This is a genomic window from Rhizobium sp. Rhizsp42, from assembly GCF_047304155.1.
GTDB lineage: Bacteria > Pseudomonadota > Alphaproteobacteria > Rhizobiales > Rhizobiaceae > Rhizobium.
This window is the reverse complement of record NZ_JBGLYS010000063.1, coordinates 1-15,034: the sequence shown is the minus strand read 5'-3', so window position 1 is coordinate 15,034 and position 15,034 is coordinate 1. Positions and strand designations below refer to the sequence as shown.

Annotated in this window: 15 protein-coding genes; 11 read left to right on the top strand and 4 right to left on the bottom strand. The window is 63.4% G+C overall.

Annotation, left to right across the window (positions count from 1 at the left end; genetic code table 11):
- Positions 1 to 122 precede the first annotated feature (122 nt).
- On the bottom strand, positions 123 to 551 hold the full coding sequence (locus ACCD05_RS30525; RefSeq protein WP_413397344.1) for a DUF2946 family protein: 429 nt from the start codon (positions 549 to 551) through the stop codon (positions 123 to 125).
- A 307-nt stretch (positions 552 to 858) separates the two neighbouring features.
- Between ACCD05_RS30525 and ACCD05_RS30520 the strand changes: the two genes are divergently transcribed.
- Both ACCD05_RS30520 and coaBC read left to right on the top strand, forming a co-directional pair.
- Positions 859 to 1,782 (top strand): DMT family transporter, encoded by a 924-nt coding sequence (locus ACCD05_RS30520; RefSeq protein ID WP_413397342.1) that lies wholly within the window; start codon positions 859 to 861, stop codon positions 1,780 to 1,782.
- A gap of 87 nt (positions 1,783 to 1,869) precedes the next feature.
- The gene (coaBC, locus tag ACCD05_RS30515) at positions 1,870 to 3,081 is read left to right on the top strand and encodes a bifunctional phosphopantothenoylcysteine decarboxylase/phosphopantothenate--cysteine ligase CoaBC (RefSeq protein ID WP_413397340.1); all 1,212 of its coding nucleotides are present in this window, start codon (positions 1,870 to 1,872) and stop codon (positions 3,079 to 3,081) included.
- Here the strand turns inward: coaBC and ACCD05_RS30510 are convergent.
- Positions 3,068 to 3,877 carry a class II glutamine amidotransferase gene (locus ACCD05_RS30510; RefSeq protein ID WP_413397338.1) on the bottom strand — a complete coding sequence of 270 codons (810 nt, stop codon included), beginning with the start codon at positions 3,875 to 3,877 and terminating at the stop codon, positions 3,068 to 3,070. The genes coaBC and ACCD05_RS30510 overlap by 14 nt on opposite strands.
- Before the next feature lie 39 nt (positions 3,878 to 3,916).
- Between ACCD05_RS30510 and ACCD05_RS30505 the strand changes: the two genes are divergently transcribed.
- The 6 genes from ACCD05_RS30505 to otsA all read left to right on the top strand — a co-directional run bounded on the left by ACCD05_RS30505 (position 3,917) and on the right by otsA (position 10,630).
- On the top strand, positions 3,917 to 4,192 hold the full coding sequence (locus tag ACCD05_RS30505; protein WP_413397336.1) for a hypothetical protein: 276 nt from the start codon (positions 3,917 to 3,919) through the stop codon (positions 4,190 to 4,192).
- Positions 4,193 to 4,725: 533 nt separating this feature from the next.
- A complete protein-coding gene (locus ACCD05_RS30500) occupies positions 4,726 to 5,403 on the top strand; it encodes a FadR/GntR family transcriptional regulator (protein ID WP_413397334.1) in 678 nt (225 codons plus the stop codon).
- Positions 5,400 to 6,695, top strand: coding sequence for a CynX/NimT family MFS transporter (locus ACCD05_RS30495; RefSeq protein WP_112983081.1), 1,296 nt, complete (start codon positions 5,400 to 5,402; stop codon positions 6,693 to 6,695). The genes ACCD05_RS30500 and ACCD05_RS30495 overlap by 4 nt, the downstream gene beginning before the upstream one ends.
- A gap of 82 nt (positions 6,696 to 6,777) precedes the next feature.
- Positions 6,778 to 8,307: a S10 family peptidase gene (locus ACCD05_RS30490; protein ID WP_413397332.1), complete on the top strand. Its 1,530-nt coding sequence runs from the start codon at positions 6,778 to 6,780 to the stop codon at positions 8,305 to 8,307.
- Between the two features lie 90 nt (positions 8,308 to 8,397).
- Complete coding sequence (gene otsB / locus ACCD05_RS30485) at positions 8,398 to 9,195, top strand: trehalose-phosphatase (protein ID WP_413397330.1); 798 nt, start codon at positions 8,398 to 8,400, stop codon at positions 9,193 to 9,195.
- 58 nt (positions 9,196 to 9,253) lie between these two features.
- Positions 9,254 to 10,630, top strand: coding sequence for an alpha,alpha-trehalose-phosphate synthase (UDP-forming) (gene otsA / locus ACCD05_RS30480; RefSeq protein WP_413397328.1), 1,377 nt, complete (start codon positions 9,254 to 9,256; stop codon positions 10,628 to 10,630).
- 26 nt (positions 10,631 to 10,656) lie between these two features.
- Here the strand turns inward: otsA and ACCD05_RS30475 are convergent, their stop codons facing one another.
- Positions 10,657 to 11,556, bottom strand: coding sequence for a choline sulfate utilization transcriptional regulator (locus ACCD05_RS30475; RefSeq protein ID WP_209188865.1), 900 nt, complete (start codon positions 11,554 to 11,556; stop codon positions 10,657 to 10,659).
- Positions 11,557 to 11,655: 99 nt separating this feature from the next.
- Between ACCD05_RS30475 and ACCD05_RS30470 the strand changes: the two genes are divergently transcribed.
- The 3 genes from ACCD05_RS30470 to ACCD05_RS30460 are packed head-to-tail and all read left to right on the top strand — an operon-like array spanning position 11,656 to position 14,413.
- Positions 11,656 to 12,606 carry a choline ABC transporter substrate-binding protein gene (locus ACCD05_RS30470; RefSeq protein WP_413397326.1) on the top strand — a complete coding sequence of 317 codons (951 nt, stop codon included), beginning with the start codon at positions 11,656 to 11,658 and terminating at the stop codon, positions 12,604 to 12,606.
- A 25-nt stretch (positions 12,607 to 12,631) separates the two neighbouring features.
- Positions 12,632 to 14,146 (top strand): choline-sulfatase, encoded by a 1,515-nt coding sequence (gene betC, locus ACCD05_RS30465; RefSeq protein ID WP_413397324.1) that lies wholly within the window; start codon positions 12,632 to 12,634, stop codon positions 14,144 to 14,146.
- Between the two features lie 57 nt (positions 14,147 to 14,203).
- Positions 14,204 to 14,413 carry a TOBE domain-containing protein gene (locus ACCD05_RS30460; protein WP_018898137.1) on the top strand — a complete coding sequence of 70 codons (210 nt, stop codon included), beginning with the start codon at positions 14,204 to 14,206 and terminating at the stop codon, positions 14,411 to 14,413.
- 27 nt (positions 14,414 to 14,440) lie between these two features.
- On the opposite strand, the gene ACCD05_RS30455 is transcribed toward ACCD05_RS30460, so the two are convergent.
- Entirely contained in the window at positions 14,441 to 14,728 is a 288-nt protein-coding gene (locus tag ACCD05_RS30455) for a putative quinol monooxygenase (protein ID WP_047506953.1), read from the bottom strand.
- Positions 14,729 to 15,034: the final 306 nt, after the last annotated feature.

Genomic DNA, 15,034 nt, shown 5'->3' with positions numbered 1-15,034 from the left:
GACTGTCCCTCGATCATTACCCGCATCTCACTGATCCGTTCTCTCAACGGGCGCGGCATCTTTCATGCCACCTCCTGATGATGAAGAAGGAAGCCGGCACAGGTCGCGCCGGCAATCGGACGTCAGGAGATTTTTGGTGGCGCGCGCGGTTGGCCTATCAGGCCACGCAGGCTGGGCGTGATGGCGTTGCCGGCGGTGAAGACGATCTCGGCTGTGCCGACGGCATCGACGTGGAGGATCGCAGTGTCCGCACCGAGGATGGCCGGCATTGCGTGGGCGGCGAGACGACAGAGCGTGCAGCAGGGGCAATCGGCGGCCTTGCCGTGCGATTGATCATGCGATGTGCCGCCGCTGGTGTTTTCGGCATGATCGACGTGGTCGATGACGCTTTCGCCGGCCATGGAACAGATCGACTGCAGGGGATCCATGGCGGCGCTCGCCATCGATCCCTGCGCCTGGCCTGACAGCAGGCCCTGGATCAGCAGCAGGAGGGCGACGAGCAGCGTGATGGCGCTTGCCGATACCCTGTCCCCCAAAACTGTTCTGATCATCCCCATATCCGCTGCATGCCACAGCGCGCGGACAATGTCACGCTGCTCGCTGGCGACGCCAAAGCTGCATTCTTTCCATCTAATCATCAACTTAGGCGATTGACGTCAGGGGATGCGACCTTTGGCCACCTCACTATCGGAGCCGCTCTCGAACGATTTGCAATCCCGAGCTATCCCCTTCCCGCCTGCGCCATGTCGTTGGTGGACGCTTGCGCAAGCGCGATATCAGGCATAGTGGCATTTCCAGCTCTTCGATTACCCCGATTCCTTCCCATTTCCTGCGGCTCTATCCGTTCCGGAGACCTCCATGCTGTTCGGCATTCTCTGCGGCATCGCCACCTGCGCACTGTGGGGGCTGACCTTTGTCGTGCCGCGCGCCATCGCGCCGTTCACGACGCTCGACCTCACCGTGGCGCGGTACGGGCTGTTCGCGCTGACCAGCGTGGTGCTGATGGTGCATCCGCGCTTCCGGCCGCGCGGCATCAAGCTCAAGCCGATGATCACCGCGCTGCTGCTCGGCGGTATCGGCTATGTCGGCTATTTCATCAGCGTCGCTTATGCCGTCCGGTTCGCAGGCGCTGCCATTCCGCCGCTGGTGATCGGAACCATGCCCGTCATCCTGGCGATGATCGCCAACTTCCGGGACCGTTCCGTTTCATGGCGTCTGCTTGCGCTGCCGCTGATGCTGATCGCGGCCGGGATCGCCTGGGTGAACATCGCCGTCTTCGCATCGACGCCAACGGGCGACAGGATGATGATCGCCTATGGCATCGCGTCCGCGGCGATCGGGCTTGTTCTCTGGGTCGTCTACGGGTTGGCCAGTACCGCCACGATGCAATCGCCCGATGCGCCCGACATCCTGCAATGGACGGGCCTGCAGGGCATCGGCGCCGGGCTCGGCAGCCTTGTGCTGATCCCGCTGACATCGTTGAACACGCCGATCTTCTACACCGATATCGACCTCATGCGCTTCCTGCTGTGGTCGCTGATCATGGGGCTCGCCGGCGCATGGCTGGCCACGCTTTTGTGGATGATCGCCTCGAAGAGGCTGCCATTGGCCTTGGCCGCCCAGCTGATCGTCGCCGAAACCGTGTTCGGCCTGATCTTCGGCTTCGTCTTCGAACAGCGGCTTCCGACGCTTGCCGAGGCCGGTGGCTCGTTGCTACAGCTTGCGGGCGTCGGCATGGCGATCGCGATCTTCAGCCATGTCAGGCAACAGCAACACGCGTGAGCGGCGGCACGAACCGCGCGCGTCGATTGCTTATTATCCGCCAAAGGCTTAGGGTTTGCGTAGTAAATTCCACGTTGGACAAGCGGCATGGTTCTCAGCGGCAAACGCATCCTCCTCATCATCTCCGGCGGCATCGCGGCCTATAAGAGCCTCGATCTGATCCGCCGCCTTCGCGAACGCGGCGCCTCGGTCCGGCCGGTGATGACAGCGGGCGCGCAGCAGTTCGTCACGCCGCTTGCCGTGGGCGCGCTCGCCGCCGACCATGTGTTCACCGATCTCTTTTCACGGCAGGACGAGCAGGATGTCGGCCATATCAGGCTGGCGCGCGATTGCGACCTCGTGCTGGTGGCGCCTGCGACCGCCGATCTGATGGCGAAGATGGCGAACGGGCTGGCCGACGATCTCGCCTCGACGGTGCTGCTTGCCACCGACCGGCCGGTGCTTCTGGCGCCGGCGATGAACCCGCATATGTGGAGCAATGCCGCGACCAAGCGGAACGTCGCGACGCTTCAGGGCGACGGCGTCCATTTCATCGGGCCGATGGCCGGCGAGATGGCGGAAAGCCGCGAGGCGGGCGTGGGCCGCATGGCCGAACCGCTCGACATCGCCGCTGCGGCGGAGCGATTGCTCGACACCAGCCCTAAGCCGCTTGCCGGGCGCAAGGCGATCGTGACATCCGGGCCGACGCATGAGCCGATCGATCCGGTGCGCTATATCGCCAACCGCTCATCCGGCCGGCAGGGCCACGCGATCGCGTCGGCGCTCGCAAGGCTTGGCGCGGATGTGACGCTGGTCTCGGGCCCGGTGACGATCGCCGACCCGGCCGGCGTGAAGACCATTCATGTCGAACGCGCCGAGGAAATGCGCGACGCGGTGCTGACCGCACTACCCGCCGATATCGCGGTAATGGTTGCGGCCGTCGCCGACTGGCGCGTTGCATCCGCGTCCGACCAGAAGATCAAGAAGCATCCCGGCGAGTCCATCCCCACGCTGGCGCTGACCGAAAACCCCGATATTCTGAAGACGATCGGGCATCACACGTTGCGGCCGAAACTCGTGGTCGGCTTCGCCGCCGAGACGCAGGATGTCGACAGCAACGCGAAAGCCAAGCTGGAGCGCAAGGGCGCCGACATGATCGTCGCCAACGACGTCTCGCCGGCAACCGGCATCATGGGCGGGGTGCGCAACCGCGTGAAGATCGTCACGCGAGATGGCATCGATCAATGGCCCGACATGGCCAAGGAGGATGTCGCAACGAAGCTTGCGGAGCTGATCGCCGAAAAGCTCAGGCGGGGATAGCGACGAGCGCGGGTTTGGCAGGTGCTGCGACCGGCTGGAACGGCGTGACGTCAAGGCCTTTGTCGGTCAGCGTGACGGCGCTGCCATCGGGAATTTCCGCCCAGGCATCGACATCGTCGTTGAGCGGCTCGGAGACGAGGCAATAGCCTTTGCCCACTGGAGACGCATAGAGCGTCGGCGCCTTGCGATCGGTCGCATAGCGGATGGCATAGAGCGCATTGCCATCGGAAAAGGCGGCGGTGTAGCGCACGAGCGCGGAGCCGAGAATGTTTTCCGACAGCCCCTCGACGAAGCGGATCATTTCCGACATGGCGGCGATCGGCGTCTGGCGCAGGCCGAACTGGAGCGCCAAAAGGAACATCAGCTCGGAATCCGTGGTGCCGCCGCGCGCATTGAATAGGTCATCATCAAGCATCGCCTCCATCGACCGGCGCAGGCGCTCGAAGCCAGCTATCTGGCCGTTGTGCATGAAGGACCAGTTGGCGAAAACGAAGGGATGGCAGTTGTCGCGCCGCGTGCCGCCGCCGGTCGCGGCGCGGACATGGGCCAGGAAAAGCGGCGAGCGGATCTGGCGCGCGATGCTTTTCAGGTTGCAATCCGACCACGCCGGCAGCGTGTCGCGATAGCGGCCAGGCTCGGGGTGATCGCCGTACCACGCGATGCCGAAACCATCGCCATTCGTCGCCGTCTTGGCGCGGGTGGCGCAGTGGGATTGTTCGATCAGAGAGTGCGCAGGCGAAGAGACGAGCTCCTCCAGGTAGAGGGGTTCTCCGCGATAGGCTGCCCAGCGACACATGCTATTCACTCCGCAACCCGCCCTGATCGTGGCGGGACAATGCTGAAACGCATCGACGATTGTCGAATGCGATGGTTAATAAGAACTAACCAAGCATATGGCTTGCAAGCCGAACATGACGTTTTTCTGACATTGACGGCGATCAACTTCCGCAATGCAGCATTTTGTTTTGTGAACGTGGTTGTGAGCGGCCTGCGCGAACCGGGTGCGCACTGCCAGCATTGCGCGCGATGTCTTGATGAAAATGAGGGGATGGCTTATATTCAAGGAGTGAGAGGCAGGTTGGCGCCTGCCTCTCACTTGTTCAGGCTATGATATTGACCCGGACCTCGAGCGACCAGCTGGTCCGGGTTTTTCTTACCCTAAACGTGATGCTAAGTGGAAACCACATAGCTCACCTCCTTGTGAGAGGGCGAGGCCGATCGCCGCGGTCGAGGTTGCCCATCTTCCCCGATCCCGCCGGCTGGCGCGGCGGACGCTGCTTTGCCACTCACGCCGCAAGCAATATCATCCCTTGGTTGCAATCTCCATTACCACCAAATTAGGCCTTGCATCCCGCTGAAATGCTCTTACCTTTCTTCTATCGGAAACAGAACGAAAGGAAGGTGATCCAATGTCTAATGAGATTTCGGACCTCGTAACGGGCTTGGAAGTGGTGATGAAGGCGAGGCAGCCCTCGCTCTGAAACCCGCCTTCCTGGGATCGCCATAGCGGTCCGGCCGGTTTTACAGGCCAAAACTCATGGAAAGGGTCGCTAGCGCGGCCCTTTTTCCGTTTCAGGTCGCTAATTGACCAAAGGCAATTCCATCGCTATTCATAAAGTCATCAGATGACTTTATGAGGCGCCTATGCAGCCGCTTTTGAAAACCAATCTCGCGGAAACCGCGACAGAGGCGATCCGCGCCGATATCCTTGCCAAGCGCTGGGCCGTGGGTGACAAGCTGCCCAACGAGGCGGCGCTGTCCGCAATGCTCTCCGTCAGCCGCGGCACGGTGCGCGAAGCGGTGCGGGTGCTCGTCTCGCAAGGCCTGCTCGAGACACGGCAGGGGTCGGGCACCTATGTGCTTTCGACCACCGATACCGCATTGCCGCTGACCATGGCGCGGCGTGCCGGGCTTCGCGATCTCTTCGAGGCGCGATGCGCGCTCGATGTGGAGGCAGCGAGACTGGCGGCGCTGCGCCATACGCCGCAGACGATCACGACGTTGCGCAAGCTGCTTGAAAGCCGCGGCAATTTCGGAGGCGGCGACAAGATAGCCTTCATCGAGCGCGATCTTGCCTTCCACAAGGCGGTGATCGCCGCATCCCAAAACCGCGCGATGATCGAGATCTACGACTTCTTTTCCGCCTCGATCGCCGAGACCATCGAGGCGACTTTGGGCGAGGATATTCCCGAGCCCGACATGCAGGCCCACGCCGCCATCATCGACGCGATCGCCACCGGCGATGCCGAAAAAGCGGATGCGGCGGTGCGCGCCTTCATGGCTCCCGTCATTACAGCTCTCGACCGGATGATCCTTTCATGACCACGCCTTCGCAAGACGCCGCGCATCTTTACGATCACGCCGAGGAGCAGTTGATCGATGCGGAAGCAGACAGCGTGCCGCAACCGCAGCCGCCGATCGGAACGAGCGCGACGGGACGGTTCGTGCTCGGCGCCAGCCTTGTGCTGATCGCGTTCAACCTGCGGCCGCTGTTTTCCAGCGCGTCGACGCTGCTGCCCGAAATCCGCAGCGAGCTTGGTTTATCGGCATTGGGCACCAGTCTGCTGACGACGCTGCCAGTCGTCTGCCTCGGCGCCTTTTCGCCGCTGGCGCCGAAGCTCGCGCAACGCATCGGCGCCGAGCGGACGTTGCTCGGCGTGCTCTTGCTGTTGGCGCTCGGAACGGCGCTGCGCGGCCTCTCCTCCATCCCGCTTCTGTTTATCGGCTCGGCGCTTGCAGGCGCCTGCATTGCCGTCGGCAATGTTCTGCTGCCCGGTCTGGTGAAGCGTGATTTCGCCGATCGCGCGGCGCTGATGACGGGCTTTTATACGATGGCGCTCTGCGCGGGTGCGGCCGGCGCTGCCGGATTTACTCTGCCGCTCGAGCGTGCCTTCGGCGGTTCAATGGCCGCGGCGCTTGCGATCTGGGCGCTTCCCGCACTCGTCGTCGGCCTGATCTGGCTGCCGCAGGTGCTGTCGACGAAAGCACAGGTCAAGCGCAGTGGCTTCTCCGTCGAGGGACTGTGGCGGGACAGGCTTGCATGGCAGGTCACGCTGTTCATGGGGCTACAGTCGGCGCTTGCCTACTGCGTCTTCGGCTGGCTGGTGCCGATACTGCGTGAGCGTGGCATGGATGGCGTCACCGCCGGCGCGATCGTGTCCGTCTCGGTCATGGTGCAGGCAGCCTCCTGCCTTGTCGCGCCGCAGATCGCGGTGCGCGGCAAGGATCAGCGGGTGATCAACGCGGCGCTTTGCGGCATCGCCGTGGTCGCTTTGCTGGGGCTGCTCTTCGCGCCGCTTTCGACGGTCTGGCTCTGGGCCGTGCTTCAGGGCATCGGCCAGGGCGGGCTGATTGCGGCGGCAATGACGACGATCGTGCTGCGGTCGCGCGACCCGCATGTGGCGGCCCATCTTTCCGGCATGGCGCAATGCGTCGGCTATCTGCTGGCCGCCATCGGGCCTCTCGTCGTTGGCCTCATCCGCGGCTGGACCGGGAGTTTCGCCTGGTGCGCGGTGTTGTTCGTGGCGCTGGGAGCAGGGGCTGCTATCAACGGCTGGAACGCCGGGCGGGCGCTGCATGTGAACGCGCGAACGGTCGAGAAAGCCGCCGATTGAGGCCTTCACCATCTGTTGATGCCATTTGCGGCTGCGCCGATGCTAGGCTCCGCGCAAAGATGGCATTCGCGGAGGAACAGTCGTGCGCTTTCGATCCATTGTCCTGGCCTCCATCCTGGCCACCGGGCTCACCGCCGCACTCGGCCCATCCCTGACCTATGCGCAAGACGCCGCGCGACCATCCGCCGGATCGCGCGAGGGCGTGCTGAAGCTGCTGCCGGCGGATTCTGTTACCCAGCATGAGATGACCCTCGATGGCCGCAAGCTCGCCTATACCGCGACGGCCGGAACGCTCGACATGTTCGGCCAGGATGGCGCGCAGACGGCAGCGGTGTTCTATACCGCCTACGTCAAGAAGGATGGCGGGGCAAACCGGCCGCTGACGTTTGCTTTCAACGGTGGCCCCGGTGCTGCCTCGGCCTTCCTGCATCTCGGCCTCGTCGGTCCGCGCATCGTCGACTTCGGGCCGAAGGGCGATGACGGCGCGGAAGCCAGGCTGGTCGACAACCCGAACAGCTGGCTCGATTTCACCGACCTCGTGCTGATCGACCCTGTTGGTACCGGCTGGAGCCGGACGGTGAAGGCCGATGACGCCAGCAAATACTACAATGTGAATGCCGACGCGGAGAGTGTCGCCAAGGCGATTGCGCTTTACGTCACGCACAACAACCGGGCGTCCTCACCGAAATATCTGCTGGGCGAGAGCTATGGCGGCTTCCGGGCGGCGAAGGTCGCGAGCGCCCTGAAGGATACGCAGGGCATCATCGTCTCGGGCGCGGTGATGCTGTCGCCGCTTCTCGAGGGGCAGCTGATGTTCGGCGCGGACGAGTTCGCGCTCGGCGCTGCGCTGGAACTGCCGTCGCTGGCGGCGGCTCAGATGGATCGGCAAAAGGCGTTCGACGAGACGAAGCAGCGCGAGGCGGAGCGGTTCGCGCTCGGCGACTATCTGACGACGCTGGCGGGTGCCGCGCCCACGGGCGAAGCGGCGAAGGCATTTTATTCCAAGCTCTCTGCCATGACGGGCATTCCCGAAGATGTGGTCGAAAAGAACCGTGGCTTCCTCGGCAACGCCTTCGCCAAGGAGATCGGCAAGAGCGACGGGTTGGTCGCGAGCCCTTATGATGCGGCCTTTACCACGCCCGATGCGTTTCCCGAGACAGCCGACGCGAGGGGGGACGATGCCATTCTCGACGGTTTCACCCGCGCTTATGGCGGCGCTTTTTCCGACTACGCCCGCAACGAGCTCGGCTTCAAGACGGAGATGACCTACTCGCTGCTCGACAGCGACATAAACCGCCAGTGGGAATGGGGTCGCCGGGGCGGCGGTTCGCGCCTGCAGGCAAGCGTGACCGGCGACATCAGGCAGTTTCTCGCCGCCGTCCCAAGCTTCCGGCTGCTAATCGCGCATGGCTATAGCGATCTCGTCACCCCCTATGGCGTCAGCCGCTATGTCGTCGACCACCTGCCGGCCTCGCTTGCCGCAAACCGGGTGGGGCTGAAGGTCTATCAGGGCGGGCACATGTTCTACACACGCAGCGATCAGGGCGCCTTGTTCACCCGCGACGCGAAAGCCTTCTATGCGGCCAATGCCCCTGTGACGCCGGGAGATTGAGGGATCGCAAACGTCCGTGCGAGACGCCGCGAAGAGACCGCGATGACTTTTTAGGGTTGCCATCGGGGTTTGCTGCCACATTTAGACCACATGTCCTATCCAGCGCAGCCATCCCGAACCCTGAAGCCGCAGCAGGTTTCCGGGACCTCGTTTCTGTTCAATCTGCTCCGGTCCTCGGCCGCCGATTGGGCGCTGTTTCTCGATATCGACGGCACCTTGATCGATCTCGCCGACACGCCCGATGGCATTGTCGTGCCCCCTGCCCTGCCGCAGCAACTCGATCAGCTGTCGCGCAAGCTCGGCGGCGCCGTGGCGCTGGTAACCGGGCGGGCGCTGCCCTACGCCGACAAGCTCTTTACTCCCTACAGTTTTCCGATCGCCGGCCTGCATGGCGCGGAACTGCGCCGCGCGGATGGACGGATCGAGCAGGCCGAGCCGACGGCGCATTTCGAGAAACTCAAGGCTGACCTGCGCGAGGAAACGTCAGGCTTCGATGGCGTGCTGATCGAGGACAAGGGGGCAGCGGTTGCTGCCCACTACCGGCTTGCGCCGCAGCGACAGGCCGAGCTCGAGCCGCTGATGGAGACGTTTCTTGCCAAGGCTGGCGAGAACTGGACGCTGCAGCGCGGCAAGATGGTGCTCGAAATTCGTCCCGCCAGCGCCGACAAGGGGCATGCGGTGGAGACCTTTCTGTCGGAAGCGCCGTTTGCCGGCCGCCGACCGATCGCCATTGGCGACGACATCACCGACGAGGCGATGTTCCATGTCGCCAACCGGCTGGGAGGGCATTCGATCCGCGTCGGCGCGCCGCTATCAGGTACAGCAGCGCAACTGACACTGCCGACCGCGGTCGCCCTGAGGGAACTCATCGCGCATCTCGCCGTTTGATGATCGCGACCTATCGATTGCCATTTTTGCGTACTGCCGTTTTTGAAAGGAATATTGCGTGAGCCGTCTTGTCATCGTTTCCAACCGTGTGCCCGTTCCCGAAAAGGGCGGAGCGGCAGCGGCGGCCGGCGGGCTTGCCGTTGCCCTGCAGGCAGCACTCCAGCAGCGCGGCGGCATCTGGATGGGCTGGTCTGGCAAGTCGAGCGGCGACGCTGAGCCGGGTGCTCTCCAGATCAGCGAGGATGGGCGGATTACCTATGCGCTGACGGATCTCACCGAAAAGGATGTCGAGGAATATTACTTCGGCTTTGCCAACCGCGTGCTCTGGCCGATCTGCCACTACCGGCTGGATCTGGCGGAATACGGCCGTAAGGAGATGACGGGCTATTTCCGCGTCAACCGCTTCTTCGCGCACCGGCTGGCGCCGATGCTCAAACCAGACGACACGATCTGGATTCACGACTACCACCTGATCCCGCTTGCAGCCGAGCTCCGGCAGATGGGCGTGAAGAACCGCATCGGCTTCTTCCACCACATTCCCTGGCCGCCGGCGGACGTGCTCTTCACCATGCCCGTTCATGAGGAGATCATGCGCGGGCTTGCCGCCTACGATCTCGTCGGCTTCCAGACCGACCACGATCTCGAGAACTTCGCCGGCTGCCTGCGTCGCGAGGAGATGGGTGACGCGCTGGGAGACGGCCGCTTCAACTCCGGCGACAAGATCTTCAAGGGCGGCGCCTATGGCATCGGGATCGAGACCGAGGCATTCGCGAAATTCGCCCGCAAGGCCGTCAGCCACGCGATGGTGCACAAGGCGAAGGAGAGCATCATCGGCCGCGACCTGATCATCGGCGTCGACCGGCTCGATTACTCCAAGGGGCTGACGCAGCGCATCGACGCCTTCGAGCGTTTCGTGCTCAACAACCCCGCCCACCAGCGCAACGTGACCTATCTGCAGGTGACGCCGAAATCGCGCTCGGAGGTGCCGGAATACGAGCAGATGCAGCGCACCGTGGCCGAGCAGGCGGGCCGGGTGAACGGCGCGCTCGGCACGGTGGACTGGGTGCCGATCCGCTATATCAACCGCTCGCTCAGCCGGCCCATCCTTGCCGGGCTTTATCGCCTCGCGAGAGTGGGCCTCGTGACGCCGCTCCGCGACGGGATGAACCTCGTGGCCAAGGAGTATGTCGCGGCGCAGGATCCCGAGGATCCGGGCGTTCTCGTGCTGTCACGCTTCGCGGGTGCCGCCCGCGAACTGAAGGGCGCCCTTCTGGTCAACCCTTATGACATCGAGGGGACCGCCAACGCGATCGCGCGGGCGCTGAACATGTCGCTCGAGGAGCGCAAGGAACGCTGGCAGCGGATGATGGATTATCTCACGGTCCACGACGTTTCGCGCTGGTGCGACGACTTCCTGCAGGATCTGGCCGCCTGACCTTCTGCCGATTGAAAACAGAGATGTCAGAGACCGGCTTCGGCCAGCATCCAGGCGCCGAGCTCATCACTGCCCGGCGTGCGGCCTTTCGGCTGCAGCAGAAAATAGCCGCGATCCGGCGCTTCCAGCGTCGGCCCGGCGAGAGAGAGAATGCCCGTGGACAGCAGCGTGTCGACCAGGCCCATCCAGCCGAGCGCCAGCCCCTGTTCGCCAAGCGCTGCCTGCACCACCAGCGAGTAGGTGTTGAAACTGAGATCGCCCTGCCCGGCAAAGGCCTCGCGCCCGACGCCGAGCTCGGCGAAATAGCTGCGCCAGTCAAACCAGGGCGATGGCACTGCCGTATCGAGGTGGATCAGCCTGTTGCGGGCGAGATCGGCGGGCGTCTCAAACGGGCCGTTGCGCTCGATGAAGCCAGGGCTGCAGACAGGCGCCACCTTTTCCGGCAGCAGAAGCTTCGCGTCGCGGCCGAATTCGGCGCGGGTGCCGAAGACGACGGAGACGTCGCCTTCTCCCGAACGATGACGTTCCATCCGCTGCGTAGCGATGATCTGGATATCCGTATCCGGATGGACCAGCCGAAACGCGTGCATGCGCGGGATCAGCCAGAGCGCGGAAAAGGCATAGTCCGTATGCAGGCGGATCGAGGGGCGCTCCTTTTCGCTGCGCAGCCGGCGCGTCAGCTGGTCGATCTCATCGACGCTTCTTGCGACCAGATCGAAGAGCCGCTGCCCCTCGGGCGTGAGCTCGACGCCGCGGTGTTGGCGCTTCAACAGTGTGACGCCGATCTGCTCTTCCAGCCTGCGGATCTGGTAGCTGACGGCGGGCTGGGTGAGGCCGAGCGCGCCGGCTGCGGCCGACAGGCTGCCGGCGCCGCCGATCTCCGCGAAAATGCGCATCCACCCCAGATCGATCGGCCGCTCTGCCATAAAAAATCCTGTTGGGAACCATCGAAAAAAGCTGCCTTCACAGGGACGATGCTAGTGTTGTTCAATAAAACTATCAAATGACAAAAAAGGGGAAATGAGATGACAGCAGTTTCCATGATCCGCCGTCTTTCCGCCGGCGTTGTGCTTTCCGCTCTGGCCGTTGGGTCGGCCGCTGCCGCCGACGATGCATCGTGCAAGACGATCCGCATGTCCGATCCGGGTTGGACCGATATCACCGCCACCAATGGCGTGACTTCCGTGATCCTGACGGCTCTCGGCTACGAGCCGGACGTGAAGACGCTCTCCGTGCCGATCGGCTACCAGTCGATGAAGAACGGCGAGATCGACGTCTTCCTCGGCAACTGGATGCCGGCGCAGAAGTCCTTCATCGACGACCTCAATGCCGCCAAGGCGGTCGAGGTGATGAACAAGAACCTCGAGGGCGCGAAGTTCACGCTCGCCGTGCCGACCTATGTGGCCGACAAGGGCATCAAGGATTTCGCCGACCTGCAGAAGCATGGCGACGAGTTCGGCAAGCAGATCTACGGCATCGAGCCGGGCGCGCCTGCCAACGGCAACATCCAGAAGATGATCGATGCCAACGACTTCGGCCTCAAGGACTGGAAGCTGGTTGAATCCGGCGAGCAGGCGATGCTGGCGCAGGTCGAGCGCGCCTCCAAGGACAAGGGCGCTGTCGTGTTCCTCGCCTGGGCGCCGCACCCGATGAACGAGAAATTCCAGATCACCTATCTCTCCGGCGGCGATGCCTATTTCGGCGCGAACTTCGGCGGCGCCGAGATTTATACGCTGGCGCGCACCGGCTGGTCGGCGAAATGCCCGAACGCGGCCGCGTTCATGAAGAACCTGAAGTTTGACCTCAGCATGGAAAACGTGCTGATGGGCTCGATCCTCGGCGGCGAAGACCCGAAGGCCGCGGCGACCGCATGGCTGAAGGCCAATCCGACCGCTGTCGATCCGTGGCTCTCCGGCGTCACGACGTTTGACGGCAAGCCCGCCGCGGATGCAGTCAAGACCTCCCTCGGCCTCTGATACTTTCCAAGGACCCATACCCAGCATGTCGCGCCCGAATTTTCTCATCCTGATGGTCGACCAGTATAACGGGACGCTGTTTCCCGACGGGCCGGCCGAGTTTCTTCACGCGCCGCATCTGAAAGCCCTGGCGAAGCGCTCCGTGCGCTTTGCCAACACCTATACGGCAAGCCCGCTCTGTGCGCCGGCGCGGGCTTCCTTCATGTCCGGGCAGTTGCCGAGCCGCACCCGCGTCTACGACAACGCCGCCGAATTCGCCTCCGATATTCCGACCTTTGCGCATCATCTCCGCGCGGCCGGCTATCACACAGCACTTTCCGGCAAGATGCACTTCGTCGGCCCGGACCAGCTGCACGGCTTCGAGGAGCGGCTGACGACCGATATCTATCCGGCCGATTTCGGCTGGACGCCCGACTATACCAAGCCCGGCGAGCGCATCGACTGGTGGTACCACAATCTCGGCTCGGTGACGGGCGCGGGCGTGGCCGAAATCACCAACCAGATGGAATATGACGACGAGGTTGCCTACAACGCGACCCGCAAGCTCTACGACCTCTCGCGCCGGCAGGACGATCGTCCCTGGTGTCTGACTGTCAGCTTCACGCATCCGCACGACCCCTATGTGGCGCGCCGCAAGTTCTGGGATCTCTACGAGGATTGCCCGCATCTCGACCCCGAGGTCGACACCATCCCGTTCGAAGAGCAGGACCAGCATTCGCAGCGGCTGTTGAAGGCCTGCGATTACGACGCCTTCGAGATCACCCGCGAGCAGGTGCGCAACGCCCGGCGCGGCTATTTCGCCAACATCTCCTATATCGACGAGAAGGTCGGCGAGCTCATCGACGTTCTCGAGCGCGGGCGGATGGCGGAGGATACCGTCATCCTCTTCGTTTCCGACCATGGCGACATGCTGGGCGAGCGCGGCCTCTGGTTCAAAATGTGCTTCTTCGACGGTTCCGCGCGGGTACCGCTGGCAATTGCCGCACCCGGCTGGGAGCCGAAGCTGATCAGCCAGCCGGTCTCGACGCTGGACGTCACGCCGACGCTGGCGGCGCTTGCCGGCATCGACATCACCAAGCTCAAGCCCTGGACCGACGGCGAGGATCTGACACCGCTCGCCAAGGGAACAGGAACGCGCGGACCGGTGCCGATGGAATATGCAGCCGAGGGCTCGATCGCGCCGCTGGTCGGCCTTCGCGACGGCAAGTTCAAGCTGACGCTCTGCGACAAGGATGCGCCGATGCTCTTCGACCTCGACGCCGACCCGAAGGAATTGAAGAACCTCGCGAATGATCCCGCCTATGCCGAGACGCTGGCGCATCTGACGGCGCAGGCGGAGAAGCGCTGGAACCTTGCAAGCTTCGACGCCGCCGTGCGCGAAAGCCAGGCGCGGCGCTGGGTGGTTTACGAGGCGCTGCGCAATGGCGCCTATTATCCATGGGACTATCAGCCGCTGCAGCGCGCCTCGGAGCGTTACATGCGCAATCACATGGACTTGAACGTGCTGGAGGAAAACCAGCGCTATCCGCGCGGCGAGTGAGATTGCCGTTTCGATGGCGAATCGCTAAGTTCCGCCACCGAAACAAGGAGAAAACTCATGAAAATCAGCGCACGCAACCGCCTCAAGGGCAAGGTCGTCGAAATCACGCTTGGCGCCACGACGGCGCATGTGCGTATCGATATCGGCGGCGGCTCTATCGTCACGTCGTCGATCACCAACGAGGCGGTCAAGGAACTCGGGCTGACCGTCGGCTCCGACGCCTATGCCGTGGTCAAGGCATCCGACGTGATGGTCGCCGTCGACTGAGGTCAACGGCGACATTGTCTCGATACCTCAGGCGTAGACCTTGAGGTTATGCAGCTTCAGCGGCTCGGCCAGGATGTCCTTGTGGAGTTCCACGAGCGCTTTCAGGTAGGGCTGCTCGAAATGCGCGGTCAGAGCTGCCTGGTCGCGCCAGCTTTCGCGGATGAAGAAGGTGCCGGGCGCATCCGTGTCCTCATGGACCACAAACTGGATGCAGCCTTCCTCGCGACGGGTCGGCTCGACGATGGCGAGCGTCGCTTCACGCAGCTTATCCTCGCTGCCGGGCTTTGCACGGAAGGCGGCAATGACTTCGATCATATTGATTGCTCCTAATCGATAAAACAGCGGCCACCCATGCTGGAAGGCTGGGCGGGCCGTGGGTCGATAGCTACCGTTCGGATGCCATCGGGACAATGACGGATGGGCGGCAAAGCGTTCACAATGGCGATAGGTCGCAGGGGTGGTGGTGGCAGGACTCGGCTTCTCCGCAGGCAATGGCTGGCGGTGTGCCGTGTGGCCCCCTCATCGCCTCGCTGGCGCTCCGGCACTTCTCCCCGCTGGGAGCCGTTGCAAAATACGCGACCGCGGCAGCTCTATGGCGAACCGACCTGCCCTTTTCCCCGC

What these genes read in the sequence shown, in the direction of transcription:
- ACCD05_RS30525 (WP_413397344.1), bottom strand. Translation starts at nt 551, where the DNA reads ATGATCAGAACAGTTTTGGGGGACAGGGTATCGGCAAGCGCCATCACG.
- ACCD05_RS30520 (WP_413397342.1), top strand. Translation starts at nt 859, where the DNA reads ATGCTGTTCGGCATTCTCTGCGGCATCGCCACCTGCGCACTGTGGGGG.
- coaBC (WP_413397340.1), top strand. Translation starts at nt 1,870, where the DNA reads ATGGTTCTCAGCGGCAAACGCATCCTCCTCATCATCTCCGGCGGCATC.
- ACCD05_RS30510 (WP_413397338.1), bottom strand. Translation starts at nt 3,877, where the DNA reads ATGTGTCGCTGGGCAGCCTATCGCGGAGAACCCCTCTACCTGGAGGAG.
- ACCD05_RS30505 (WP_413397336.1), top strand. Translation starts at nt 3,917, where the DNA reads ATGCTGAAACGCATCGACGATTGTCGAATGCGATGGTTAATAAGAACT.
- ACCD05_RS30500 (WP_413397334.1), top strand. Translation starts at nt 4,726, where the DNA reads ATGCAGCCGCTTTTGAAAACCAATCTCGCGGAAACCGCGACAGAGGCG.
- ACCD05_RS30495 (WP_112983081.1), top strand. Translation starts at nt 5,400, where the DNA reads ATGACCACGCCTTCGCAAGACGCCGCGCATCTTTACGATCACGCCGAG.
- otsB (WP_413397330.1), top strand. Translation starts at nt 8,398, where the DNA reads ATGTCCTATCCAGCGCAGCCATCCCGAACCCTGAAGCCGCAGCAGGTT.
- ACCD05_RS30475 (WP_209188865.1), bottom strand. Translation starts at nt 11,556, where the DNA reads ATGGCAGAGCGGCCGATCGATCTGGGGTGGATGCGCATTTTCGCGGAG.
- ACCD05_RS30470 (WP_413397326.1), top strand. Translation starts at nt 11,656, where the DNA reads ATGACAGCAGTTTCCATGATCCGCCGTCTTTCCGCCGGCGTTGTGCTT.
- betC (WP_413397324.1), top strand. Translation starts at nt 12,632, where the DNA reads ATGTCGCGCCCGAATTTTCTCATCCTGATGGTCGACCAGTATAACGGG.
- ACCD05_RS30460 (WP_018898137.1), top strand. Translation starts at nt 14,204, where the DNA reads ATGAAAATCAGCGCACGCAACCGCCTCAAGGGCAAGGTCGTCGAAATC.
- ACCD05_RS30455 (WP_047506953.1), bottom strand. Translation starts at nt 14,728, where the DNA reads ATGATCGAAGTCATTGCCGCCTTCCGTGCAAAGCCCGGCAGCGAGGAT.